Origin of the sequence: Sedimentibacter sp. B4, assembly GCF_000309315.1 — a bacterium.
Classification (GTDB): domain Bacteria; phylum Bacillota; class Clostridia; order Tissierellales; family Sedimentibacteraceae; genus Sedimentibacter; species Sedimentibacter saalensis.
This window is the reverse complement of sequence record NZ_CANG01000529.1, coordinates 1-232: the sequence shown is the minus strand read 5'-3', so window position 1 is coordinate 232 and position 232 is coordinate 1. Positions and strand designations below refer to the sequence as shown.

Here is a 232-nt window from a genome sequence, read left to right as displayed (position 1 = left end):
AGCGCGTGCAGCATCTGGTCTTGCCCGCCCCGTTTGCCCCGACCAGCCCCACGACCGTCCCAGGTCGCACGCGAAAGCTGACGGACTGGAGTGCCGCGACCGGTCCGTACCGCTTGGAACAGGACTCGACCTCGAGCCCGCTGGTCAGTGCGATCTCGGCCACTTGTTCTCCCTCGTCGACGATCTCGGGCTGTGAGCGGTGTGCCCGCAGGGATCCGTCCGCGGGCACATC

At 68.1% G+C, this 232-nt stretch carries 1 protein-coding gene; it reads right to left on the bottom strand.

Going from position 1 to position 232, the window contains the following annotated elements:
• Window positions 1-163 (bottom strand): ATP-binding cassette domain-containing protein (locus BN358_RS28350; RefSeq protein WP_255346899.1); only part of this gene is annotated, 163 nt, incomplete at its 3' end.
• Window positions 164-232 lie beyond the last annotated feature (69 nt).